The organism is Thermococcus sp. GR6 (assembly GCF_012027415.1).
Classification (GTDB): Archaea; Methanobacteriota_B; Thermococci; order Thermococcales; family Thermococcaceae; genus Thermococcus; species Thermococcus onnurineus.
In genome coordinates this window covers 694,063-705,482 of record NZ_SNUM01000001.1, presented here as the reverse complement: position 1 = coordinate 705,482, position 11,420 = coordinate 694,063, and the positions used below count along the sequence as shown (strand labels likewise).

The 11,420-nt window shown below is 51.4% G+C and carries 11 protein-coding genes; 4 read left to right on the top strand and 7 right to left on the bottom strand.

Annotated elements, in window-relative coordinates; translation table 11 throughout:
• Positions 1-22 precede the first annotated feature (22 nt).
• Positions 23-958 carry a thiamine-phosphate kinase gene (locus E3E32_RS03980; protein WP_167730972.1) on the bottom strand — a complete coding sequence of 312 codons (936 nt, stop codon included), beginning with the start codon at positions 956-958 and terminating at the stop codon, positions 23-25.
• A 140-nt stretch (positions 959-1,098) separates the two neighbouring features.
• Here E3E32_RS03980 and E3E32_RS03975 point away from each other — a divergent pair, with 140 nt between their 5' ends.
• Entirely contained in the window at positions 1,099-1,707 is a 609-nt protein-coding gene (locus E3E32_RS03975) for a hypothetical protein (protein WP_167730333.1), read from the top strand.
• Positions 1,708-1,759: 52 nt separating this feature from the next.
• On the opposite strand, the gene E3E32_RS03970 is transcribed toward E3E32_RS03975, so the two are convergent.
• Positions 1,760-3,019 carry a TIGR00375 family protein gene (locus E3E32_RS03970; RefSeq protein WP_167730971.1) on the bottom strand — a complete coding sequence of 420 codons (1,260 nt, stop codon included), beginning with the start codon at positions 3,017-3,019 and terminating at the stop codon, positions 1,760-1,762.
• A gap of 71 nt (positions 3,020-3,090) precedes the next feature.
• Between E3E32_RS03970 and E3E32_RS03965 the strand changes: the two genes are divergently transcribed.
• The 3 genes from E3E32_RS03965 to E3E32_RS03955 all read left to right on the top strand — a co-directional run bounded on the left by E3E32_RS03965 (position 3,091) and on the right by E3E32_RS03955 (position 6,734).
• Positions 3,091-3,561, top strand: coding sequence for a hypothetical protein (locus E3E32_RS03965; protein WP_167730970.1), 471 nt, complete (start codon positions 3,091-3,093; stop codon positions 3,559-3,561).
• A 20-nt stretch (positions 3,562-3,581) separates the two neighbouring features.
• Positions 3,582-5,303: a chloride channel protein gene (locus E3E32_RS03960; RefSeq protein ID WP_167730331.1), complete on the top strand. Its 1,722-nt coding sequence runs from the start codon at positions 3,582-3,584 to the stop codon at positions 5,301-5,303.
• Positions 5,304-5,393: 90 nt separating this feature from the next.
• Positions 5,394-6,734: a sodium:proton antiporter gene (locus E3E32_RS03955; RefSeq protein ID WP_167730329.1), complete on the top strand. Its 1,341-nt coding sequence runs from the start codon at positions 5,394-5,396 to the stop codon at positions 6,732-6,734.
• A 2-nt stretch (positions 6,735-6,736) separates the two neighbouring features.
• On the opposite strand, the gene speB is transcribed toward E3E32_RS03955, so the two are convergent.
• From speB to E3E32_RS03930, 5 genes are all read right to left on the bottom strand, one after another.
• Entirely contained in the window at positions 6,737-7,600 is an 864-nt protein-coding gene (speB, locus tag E3E32_RS03950; protein WP_167730327.1) for an agmatinase, read from the bottom strand.
• Positions 7,601-7,675: 75 nt separating this feature from the next.
• A complete protein-coding gene (locus E3E32_RS03945) occupies positions 7,676-8,086 on the bottom strand; it encodes a translation initiation factor IF-5A (RefSeq protein ID WP_167730325.1) in 411 nt (136 codons plus the stop codon).
• A 75-nt stretch (positions 8,087-8,161) separates the two neighbouring features.
• Positions 8,162-9,541: a sodium-dependent transporter gene (locus E3E32_RS03940; RefSeq protein ID WP_167730323.1), complete on the bottom strand. Its 1,380-nt coding sequence runs from the start codon at positions 9,539-9,541 to the stop codon at positions 8,162-8,164.
• Between the two features lie 108 nt (positions 9,542-9,649).
• Complete coding sequence (locus E3E32_RS03935; protein WP_167730321.1) at positions 9,650-10,309, bottom strand: 16S rRNA methyltransferase; 660 nt, start codon at positions 10,307-10,309, stop codon at positions 9,650-9,652.
• Positions 10,287-11,375 carry a saccharopine dehydrogenase family protein gene (locus E3E32_RS03930; protein ID WP_167730319.1) on the bottom strand — a complete coding sequence of 363 codons (1,089 nt, stop codon included), beginning with the start codon at positions 11,373-11,375 and terminating at the stop codon, positions 10,287-10,289. The genes E3E32_RS03935 and E3E32_RS03930 overlap by 23 nt, the downstream gene beginning before the upstream one ends.
• Positions 11,376-11,420: the final 45 nt, after the last annotated feature.

Sequence of the window (11,420 nt, the reverse complement as noted above, 5' to 3'; positions counted from 1 at the left end):
GAACAAAGCGAGGATGCCCACTTCAACGGCTATCAAGGTGTTCCCAGCCTATAGGAGGAACCTCCATCCGTTTTTCCTCAGTGGTAATGAACACTCCGGCTCCTTTATGGACTGTACCTATGACTGTGAAGTCGAAACTCAGTTCCTCAGTGTATTTCGGAGGAATAGTGAAAACCAGCTCAAACTCCTCCCCGCTTGCAAGGGCTATTTCAAGGGGATCCCTCCCGAGCAGTTCGGCCACTTCAAAAACCTCCTCCATTATGGGGAGCTTTGAGGCATCCACCTCTATCCTAACGCCGCTCATCTCTGCTACGAGATGGAGCTCCTTGGCAAGGCCGTCACTGATGTCTATGGCAGCGTTTGCGTAATTTCCTATTTTAATCCCCTCCTTTACTCTTGCACGCGGTTCGAGGAGCTTCTTGTATAGAATCTCTTTCGTCGAGAGCGAAACGTCGAGATCGTTCTTCCATACGAGGAGTCCTGCCAGTGGCCTGCCGATATCCCCTGTGATACAGACTAAGTCTCCCGGCTTTGCTCCGCTCCTTGTTAACAGATGCCTGGTTCTTCCGAGTGCAATTCCATCTATTATCAGATCATCTGCCTCGTTGGTATCGGCGCTTAGGACGGGAATCTCGTAGAACTCAAGGGCCTTTCCTATTCCCTTCGCCACTCCCTCAAGATATAACCCATCAAAGCCTCGGGGAACACCTAAAGAGAAAAGGAAGCCTATTGGTCTCGCTCCCATAGCCGCGATGTCACTCACGTTCATCGTCACGGCCTTAAAGCCAACCTGCTCGGGCGTCATTATATCCGGAACGTCCGTCTTCCTCACGAGCATGTCATTTGTCGCCACCAGCCATTCATCACCGATCCTCAGTGCCCCTGCATCATCGCCGAGTGGCAGATCACCTTGCTTTTTGAGATATTTCATGAAGAGTTCGATGATTTCGCGCTCCATGGACATCACACCAAGGTTCAGATGGAATAGTTATTAGAATTGCCTTCGGCATCCGTCGAAGGTTTGCTAGACAAAGCGAGAAATTTATAAATGAAATTGTGATAATTTGATTAATTCACCCAACTGCGGAGGGGAATAAGATGTTAAAATATCTGCTACTTGCGGTGTTCTTTCCCGTGCTGGCGATAGCGTTGACGAAAAAGCTGGGAGAAGACTATGCGTGGGTAAACAGGAAGATAATCCACTTCAGCAGTGTTCCGGCAATCCTCATGTTCAGGGAAGGCCTTGTTTCTGGCATTGAACTTGCTGGGGCCGTTATGGTCTTTGCTATCGTCCAGCTCATAACTCATATAATGAAAAAGGAGCTCAGCTGGTATCAGATAAGAGACAACTACGGCGAGGTCTTTTACTGCATCATGTTCAGCGCCATGGCGGTCTTTATGGATGTCAACTACGCCTCCGCGATAATGCTCGTGATAGCCATCAGCGATGGTATCACTGGTGTGCTCAGGTTCTACTATTTCAAAAAGAACGGCTTCAACGTCAAGCTCAGGAAGCACTGGATCGGCAGCGTGGGGTACATCCTCAGCGCCCTTATCATAGCCTTTGTAATGCTGCCTGATCTGAACGTTGTCATGAAGTTTGCTTGGTCTGGCATACTGATGCTCGCCGAGTATCAGAAAGTCATCGATGATAACGTTGCCGTTCCAGTAGTCGCGGTTCTGATAAAGCCCCTCTTTATGCTTTGATTTCCTATTACTTTTTCTCTTGAGAGCCTCGCCCTTCAGGGCGGGGAGGAAGTCAGTGTTTGAAAAATTTCATCAGCGAAGTCTGCTTTGGCTTGTATTCTTCCTTCGGCACTTTCACCTCAACGCTCTCCAGCTCGTCTATTCTAGCCTTTCTTATTTCCTCAGGCAGTCTTATCTCTCCGTACTTTCCGCCTCCGCCGGGAATCACTATCAGCTTGCCCTTCCTGTAGGCCCAGACCGCTTTTGCCACCTCCTCGTGAACCTCCGCGAGACTCTCGATAGGCACGTCAACGAGGACTTTAATCTCGCTTCCGAACTCCTTCAAAAAGCGCTCCCAGATGGCCTTCACGGCCTTTGTCTCAACACCTTTGCCGATTACCATCGCTATTATCTCAGCCAGAGGGGCAAGTCTCAGGTAGGGCGGCCTGTCTTTGGGCCTTTCTTCTGTATCCGCCAGCTCGAGAATTCTGTCGTGGACACCCTTCTTTATCCTCCCGCCACACTTGGGGCACTTCCATTTGAAGGCTTTGGCTTCCTCTGGTGAATACTTGGCGTAGCAGCGAGAACAGGCGGTTAGATGGTACTTTCCGAGCCTCGGGTCAAGCCCGGCATTGAGGACTATTCTTCTCCCTCCGCGCTTCAAGATGGCTTTCCTGACCTCCTCAAAGGTTGCCTCTTTGATATTGAAGCGGTTGAACTCTCTCCCGAGTCGGTGTGGCATCGGGGAGTGGGCATCTGAATTGCTGAGGTAGGTGAGTCCGTGATGGGCTTTTATTCTATCTGCCATCTCAGAATCGGCGGAAAGGCCGAGCTCGAGGAAGTGGATTTTGGCCCCCTGATAGGCCTCCTTCAGGCTGTTGTACTCCTTGTACAGTGCTGTCCATGGGGTAAAAGCATGGGCTGGGCCGATTAGAACATCGAGCTCGTTCGCAATGTCAGCTATTTCAGCAGCCGAAAGGTTGAGGTGTGGCCTTCCCTCGGTGTCGATGTCGTTTGAATATGGTCTCAGCGCCTCCTGCATCTCGCAAACGGCATCGATGCTCGGAAAGATGAGAACGTGATGGACTCTCTTATTGTCCTCGATCTCTGTCGTTAGCAGAAAGCGGATTCCCTTTCTCTCGTAGGTCCCCTCATCAATCTTTTCGGTGTACTTCAGAAGCTCCTCTTCCCACTTGGGGTTCAAGATGTCTCCCGTGCCCACAAGACCGAGTCCTTTGAAGCGTGCATTCTCTGCCAGCATCGGAATGGTCATTAACTTCGAGACCGCTTTCGAGTACCTCGAGTGAATGTGAAGGTCTCCATCGACGAGCATGAGCATCAACCAAAGGTTGAGGGGGTTAAAGCTTTATAACGGCTTCTCCATAGGTTCAATCGGTGGAAACTATGAAAGTCGAAGGATTCGTTGCCTCTCTGAGAAACGCCGAGACCATCGGCGAGCTGTTCAAGATACTCCAGAAAAAGGGAGTTCCGATAGTCGAGCTCGACGGTAAGAGGTTTTTTATCATCGTCGAGGGAGACTTCGAGGGGAGGAAGTTCTGGACCGAGATAAACGGCGAGAAGGCCAATCAGATGCTCGGTGATGCCATGCTAAACTCCGCCAGCTTCCCCTTCAAGTGCAAGAAGCCGTACACCGGTGGAAATGTCATCTTCGTTGCCTTCGATGACATTGAAGCTGACGAGTTTCTCGTTGCCTACCGCGACGAGGACTACGGAATCTTCTATCGTGTGAAGGACGGAAAGGCCGAGGAGATAACGAAGGAAGAGTACGAAGAGCTGAAAGATAAGATGCCCGAGTTCAAGGTCAAGGGCTTCTCGGAAGAACAGATGGACATGATGGGGGCATTCTTCGGCTGAAAACTTCCACGAGGATAACCATGGACTGGGAGAGCCGGCGCTACGTCAGGAAGTGGGTCACAGTCCTAGTACTGGCAGCCCTGGCTGGATTAGCCGGTGGTATAGGCGCCGTGCTCTTCAGGCTCATGGTGGCATCCGTAGGAAAGCTTTTCTTCTCTTTTCTCCTTCCGCTAATCACCTATGAATACCGCGGCTACAACCTCGGCTACATTTTCCTCCCGGCCTTGGGAGGCCTCCTTATAGCCCCCCTTGTTCGCTATGCGCCGAACATAAAGGGCAACGGCGTTCCTGAGGTCATTGAGGCGGTCATATTCAGAAGCGGCAACATCGGGGGAAAATTCGCCTTTCTGAAGATAATCGCCACATCAATCTCCATAGGCACAGGTGCAAGCCTCGGAAGGGAAGGGCCCATCGCCTTCATAGGTGCCGCCATGTCCTCTGGTGTTACCCAGCTCCTCAAGCTTCCGCCGGAAAAGAAAAAGCTGCTCACCACCTGTGGTCTCGCCGCCGGAATAGCCGGGACATTCAACACTCCCCTCGCCGGTGCGATGTTTGCCCTTGAGGTTATATACATGGGGGCTTTCTCAATAAACCTCGTTCCTATATTTCTTTCCGCAATCGTCGGCAACGCGGTGACACTTCTAATCCTTGGAAGCGCATCGGGGATAACCATCCCCTCCGGGCTTAGCTATCATGTCTCGGAGCTGTTCTTTTTCTTTGCCCTTGGCATACTCTTTGGACTTATGGGCGTTGCTTATATCAGGGTCCTCTACACCCTCATAGACAAGTTCGAGGGAAGCAGACTTCCGGTTGAGGGCAGGCTTTTCCTCGGTGGAATGGCAGTTGGAGTTATGGGCATGTTCTTCCCAAACTATGGCATCTTTGGGGTTGGCTATAAAGGGATGGACTTGGCTATGCTTGGCGAACTGACCCTCACCATGCTCATAGCCCTCGGTCTCGTTAAGATGGCCGCGACGACCTTCTCCATAGCGAGCGGCTACAGCGGTGGTATCTTCGCCCCGAGCCTCTACATCGGAACCATGTTTGGCTCGGCCTTTGGAATACTTGTTCAGAATCTTTGTCCCTCCCTGCCGGTTCATCCATCGTCCTACGCCCTTGCGGGAATGGCGGCCTTCTTCAGCGCGATAACCCAGGCGCCGCTTACTCAAATCATCATGATAACTGAGATGACGAAGAGCTACACTATACTGCCTCCGATAATGCTCTCTTCCACACTCAGCTTCCTTGTTGCCAGAGCCTTTCTCAGGGGATCATCTGTTTACACACTCAAGCTTGAGAGAAAGGGCCTCCACATAAAGACTGGCAAGCCAGTTATCCTAGAGACGATCTCCGTCGGCGAGATAATGACATCCATCCCGGTCTACGTCCATGAGAATGAGACTCTCTTCAAGGTGGAAAAGCTGATAGCAAAAACCGGCCACGACTGCTTCCCTGTTGTGAACGATGGGCACAGGGTCGTTGGAGTAATTGGTGTTAAAGACATCCTTGGAAAGTCGACGAAGCTTAAAGCACTTCCGGTCAAGAGGTTTCTGCGTAAAAACTATGCTGTTACTTGTCCAATGGAAACGGCCCAAGATGCCCTGGAGAAGCTTCTTGAATCTGATCAAAACCTCCTCCCTGTTGTGGAGAACTTTGAGAATATGAAACTTATAGGTGTTATTACCAAAAAAGACATATATAGGGCATACTATCGCGGGCTGGAGGGTATGTACATAGAATAACACTTGCCTAGAATGATGGGCTATCAAATGTACAGAACAGACTTTAATTAATTCAGGGAGCGAGTCAGAACTATACGGGAGGAATACAGAATGACGGGAGCATCGAACGTCCTAATTCCCAGCGTGGATATCCTGGCCTACGTTTTCTTCGTGGTTCTGAGCATAGGCCTCGTGTCCCTGCTGATAAGCAAGAAGTTCAACATCTCATACATCCCGCTTTTCATCTTCTTCGGGATATTGGTCGGGCCGCTCCTCGGGCTGCTCAACAGAACTCTTGCCCACGAGCTGTTCAGCTACATCCGTGTCTTCGGTCTCGTGATGATACTGTTTACGGAAGGACATACCCTCAGCTGGAGGATGCTCAAACGGAACTTTGGCACTATAATAACCCTCGACACTCTGGGGCTTTTGATAACCGCCCTTATCGCCGCGCTTTTCTTCTCTTGGGTATTTGACGTTCCCCTTGTTGTCGGTTTCCTCTTCGGGGCAATAATTGGGGCAACTGACCCGGCGACGCTCATACCCCTCTTCAGGCAGTACCGCGTTAGGGAAGACATCGAGACCATAATAGTCACGGAATCCATCTTCAACGATCCGCTTGGTATCGTGCTCACTTCTGTTGCCGTTGCCCTGCTCGTTCCCGAGGCCTCGAGTGCCAAGGTTCTTGAGGGCATAGCTGGCTACGTTGGCATTTATCCCGCGACGGTGCTATTTTTCTTCTACCAGATGTTCATGTCAATAGCCATTGGCGTGGTCCTTGGAATGGTGGGCTACAACATCCTCAAGAGGGCAAGGGTAATGAACTTTCCCGAGGTCATTATATTCTCTCTGGCACTGGCCTTCGGCGGCTTCCTCCTTGGTGAGTTTGCCCAGGCCTCGGGCTACCTCGTGGCAACCGTTACTGGCATAGTCCTGGGCAATCACAAGGTTTTCTTCAGAGATGATCCGGGAACCGTCAAGAGGATCATGCGCGCCGTCGAGAGGGAGGTTCACTTCAACGAAAGCCTGGCGACGATATTCACAATATTCATTTTCACACTCCTTGGCGCGAGCCTCGATCCGACGATAATAACTTCCCACCTGCTGCCGGGTCTCGCAGTGGCTTTGGGTTTAATGCTAATTGCCAGACCTCTGGCCACACTCCCAATACTTAGGTGGCGCAGTTTCAAGGAGTACTTGTTCATAGCACTTGAGGGCCCAAGAGGTGTTGTTCCTGCGGCCTTGGCGAGCTTTCCGCTGACGCTCGGAATTACGTACAACAATCCACAGCTCGTCCAGTGGGGCGAAATAATCCTCAGTGCCACCATAATAACCGTGCTCGCCTCTGTCATTGTGGAAACGCTCTGGGTTCCCTTCCTCAGGAAACGGCTTCTCGAGGTAAGGAGCATTGAGAAAGAGATGAGGGAGGCCGGCTACAGGCCTTCCTCCTAACCCTATAGCCCCTTCCCCATAGCCCCAATGAAGTAGAAGAGCAGCTTTGCCGCTGTGAGTGCAGTTACATCCCCCAGTTCGGTTCCGGCGACTTCCATGATATCGAAGCCAGCAATTTTCTTGTTTTCTGCCAGCCACTCGATAGCCTCGATGATGTCCCAGAAGGCCAAGCCGCCAGCTTCGGGGGTTCCGGTTGATGGAACGAGCGAGAGGTCGAAAACGTCGATATCGATGGATAGGTAAACCGGCTCCGGCAGGGGCTTCACGAGTTCGACGAATGCATCGAAATCGTAGTCCCTGGCGTGAACCCAGGCGATGCCGTTCTCTTCGGCGTACTCGACTTCCTCCTTTGTCCCGCTCCTTATGCCAAACATTGTCTCCTTGACGCCGAGTTCGCTTATTCTTCTGGCGACGCAGGCGTGGCTGTAGGGGTTGTCTTCGTACTGGTCGCGAAGGTCGAGGTGAGCATCGAAGACAACGTAGCTTGCCGGATTCAGCGCTTTCACTGGACCAAGGGTTATTGAATGTTCACCGCCGAGGGTTATCGGTATCGCTTCCGGATTCACTCTTTTCAGCTCCTCGATGGTCTCCCTAACGCGCTCGGCAGTTTTTTTTGCATCACCTGCTATGACTGCGATATCTCCTATATCAGCTATTGGAAGCTCGGCTATGTCTATGTTATAGTCAAGGATGTAGCTCTCGAGGTTGAGCGTGGCGTGCCTTATGAGTGTGGGCCCGAATCTTGTTCCCGGCTTGAAGCTCGTGGTTCCATCGAAGGGGACACCGAGGAGTACGAATTTTGCTTCTTCGGGCTCAAAGAGGGGAAATTCGAGCTTGAGTGTTTCGTAAGTGTAGAGGAAGTCCATACCCTCACCTCCGGAGAGAATTAAATAAGCTGTTTAAAAGGTTGCGCAGAAATGGAAGGAAAGACGAGAAGAGAATCACTCGCCCTTTATCTTCATGATCTTGATCCTGCCAAGAGTCTCCCAGTACTCGACGTTGATGCCCTCCTTGAGCTGGTTCTTGATCTCGTCAGCGACGCCGGTCTCGATCGGGACGTCGTAGAGCTCGTAGGTTTCCATGTCCATAATCTGGACGGTGTCTGGAGTCATGGCAATGATCTGGGCGGTCCTCTTGTCAATGATCGGAACGTCAACTTCAGCGCTGGTGGGCTTAACGATGCTCCTGACCTTGCCGTCAAAGATGCCAACGGCCTCGATCCTGGCCTTGGCTGAACCGTGCTTGCCCGGTGAGGAAACGGTTATGTTGCCGATTCTGCAGGGCTCTCCATCGATGAGGATGTACCTTCCCGGCTTGAGCTTGCTAACCTGAACCTTGGTCTTGTCTCCCATTTTTCAGACCTCCATAAGCGTTCTAAGGGGGATTAGGAAGGGTCTTTAAAAAATTTTTGAATAAGGGAAAAGACCTCAGCGCCTGCTCTTCAGCAGCATGGTGTTCATAAACACCGGAACGAAGAGGACGAGGCCAAGAAGTGCACCTATCTTCACGGTGATGGCTGGTGCTCTGATGGCGTAGTAAAGGGTCATCAGGCCGGCGAGGAAGAGCACTCCTATAACTGCAGCCACTATTCCGTTGTTGCGGGTCAGCTCCGATGCGAGGAGCGGGTAAGCCTCTACTGCAGCTATGAGCGCCCCGACGCTGAAGGGCACAACGAGGAACATCGTCCTGATGTCCCCCACCACCATGACGCCGGCTAGTATCATGCCGAGGACGGCTACAAACGTGAGGCTTTTGCTCCTGTCCAACTGCATGACCTCAGAGAGTATCTGACTGCCCATCTCAATGAGGACTATTATCGTAGTCAGGCCAGCGAAGTACAGCGAGAGCATGAGGAGATAGATTAACCTGTCGGCGTGGGCTATGTTGCCCCTGAGAACCTCCGGAATGGAGTAGAAGACCTCAATGGAATCCATCGGGCTCTTCTCGCTGTTGATGGCATACTCTTTAAGATCCTGGAACTTGAGATAAAGGTTCATAGACTCTTCCGCGGGGATGTTTGGGTTCTGGAAGGCCTTTCCAAATCCCTGATAGGCCGCACCGAGGGAGTAGGCGACGGTAAATGCGGCCGCGAAGCTGAGGATTATCTGAAGTATGAACACTATGCCAAGAACCTTCTTGAGGTCGAGCTCTTCAGGAGTGAAACTTCCTATCACGTAGTAGACTCCAGCACCAAGGCCAAAGGAAACAAGCACGGAAACGAGCATGTAGAGGACTCCTCTGAATGTCAGGGACTGGTCAAATGAAGTTATCGATGACACTGCCATCTTCATATACTGGACGGCCTGCGGGGCGGTGACGGTGTTGAGAGCCTGGTTCCTAACAAGGATTGCGGAGGCTATGGCGAATAGCACGAAGAGGATAGACACAACCGAGATGAACTCAAGGGTTTTGCTCTTCGCCATCAGGAGAAGAATTACGGAGAGTATGATTGTACCAACTGCAATAACTGGGACGTATTTTGCTCCGATTCCAAAGATGTACACGAGGCTGTAGGCGGAGTAGTAGGTAGTTATGCCGAGCATTATCAGAAGAAACATCACCAGGGTGAAGATCAGCGCTGGGGTTCTCGCTATCTTAAAAAACAGCTCGTAGATGAGGTACCTCGTCCGCTTGGTGCTCTCAGCTTCGCTGTAAATCAAGAACAGCGCTATCAGCATTGGAATTAGCGAGATCAGAAAACCCTTCACTCCGAAGGTTATATAGTATTTAGGCAAAACAAGGAAGTTCCATATCCCAAGAACGTAGCCCGTTATTAAGAACGCCATAAGGACGCTTATTTTCCTCATCGAATTACACCCCCGCGGAGATAGTTTCTAGTTGGAGTTGTTTCAAGAGGCCTAAAAGAACTAAACATCGGCAAAATATAAAAACATTATGTCGCTCTTCTACCCTTTTCAGAGAACCCAATGCTCAAAGTTGATGATTATCTCGTTCACAACTGTCCATGCCATCAATGGAGCTTTGTAAAAGCTTATCTTCTTTCCGGGAATTTCACTCCTGAAGTCTCCGTGGGGAAATCCTCCGACAACCACCAGCGGACTCTGGAGTCCTGCAAGGACCTTTCCAAACTCCTGAGGCTTCATGGACTCCCCGTTCTCGTGCATGACGAAGACTCCGTCCGGTTTTATTTCGTCGATGAGCTCAGCCAGGCTCTTCTCCTCCATACGGAGCAGCTCAAGTCCCTCAGGCACAACACCGTTCTTGAAGAGACTTTCCATCAGACCAACGAAGCGGTTGTAGTTCCTCGGAATCCTTGTCTCTGGCTTGATGTAAATCACCTCGTCGTTCCTCGTGTGGACGTAGACGCGGAGCTTGCCCTCCTTGTTCGCTATGCTCTCGAGCGCGTTGAGGAGGCAGACGTGCACTATATCTGGTCTCCCGCGCCTCTCGCCGTCTTCGAGCTTCTTGAGCGCCGAGTGATGGTAAGTGCTGTCCAGGAGTACTTCCTCTGGCTTCTTGTTCCTCCTCTTGGCGTAGTTGACTATCGCCGGGTGATCAACTATCAACTTTGGAGCCAGCTCCAGCTCAGAGTCAGCTATCACCAGGTGGAGCATTCTCCCACCTCTCCAGCGTTATTCCCCTCTCGGCGAGCTCCTCAGTGATCCGCGTGAAGGTGTCTATGCGCATTCCGAGTATCTCTGGGGGTATGACACCAAAGATGCAGCCCTTCTCGGCGACGAGGCGCGCTACTATCGCCGCGGTAAAGCCTGTGACCCGGGCCATGGACGTGAATCCATTCTTCTCCTCGTCGTAGAGGATGTAGCCGATTTCCTTCTTTTTGCCGTCGAGGATTCCCCTTCCAACGACCTGCATTATCGAGAAGTCCGGGCTCTCATAGGTCATCAGGGGAGTTATAACTTCCAGTGTCTTGTCTATGTGCTCCGGCTTGAAAAAGCCCAGTTCCCTTAAAACTTTCATCTTTTCTAGGTGTCCCGGCCAGCGGAGTGTCCACTCTTCGAGCTTTTCAGCTTTAACGCTCTCTAATAAAGAGCGCAGACCGTCACTCACGAAAGCCTCAAACTCGAAGTCACCAACGGTTACTCTCTCGATCTTCTCGAACGGGTCAACTGCCGTAACATTTCCGTTTCTTATCACTCTTGCCGGCCTCGTGTATTCTTCAATTAGATCTTTCGGTGACCATGTAATTCTGTAATACAGCGGTGGGCGGGGCTCCTTGGGAAGACCGCCGACGTAGATGTAGCCCTCCTTAAGCTCGTCTATCTCCTGCCATATTCTTCCCATCAGTATGTGGCTCAAACCCGGAGCAAAGCCCGCATCAAAAATGACTGTAACCTGTGCTTTCTCTGCCTCCTCGCGTAGTTCCAGCGGGTTCTCGGGCATGAAGGAGACGTCCACCATGTCAACGCCCGCCTTTATGGCGGCCTTGACCGAGGAGTAGCCAAACCTCCCGGGCAGAGCTCCAACGACGAGCTCAAAGCTCTTCATGGTTTCCACGAGGGAATCGAAGTTCGAGGCATCTATTTTTACAGTCTCGGCGAAGTCTTTAACGGAGTTCAGCCTCTCCTCACTCCTGTCCCCTACCCAGACCTCGAACTCGTCTCTTAAATCCCAGGCTATTGCCCTCCCAACGTTTCCAGCTCCAAGAACGAGAACCTTCATGGTAACACCCGAGAGAACCTTGGCGAAGTTATATATAAGCCCTGC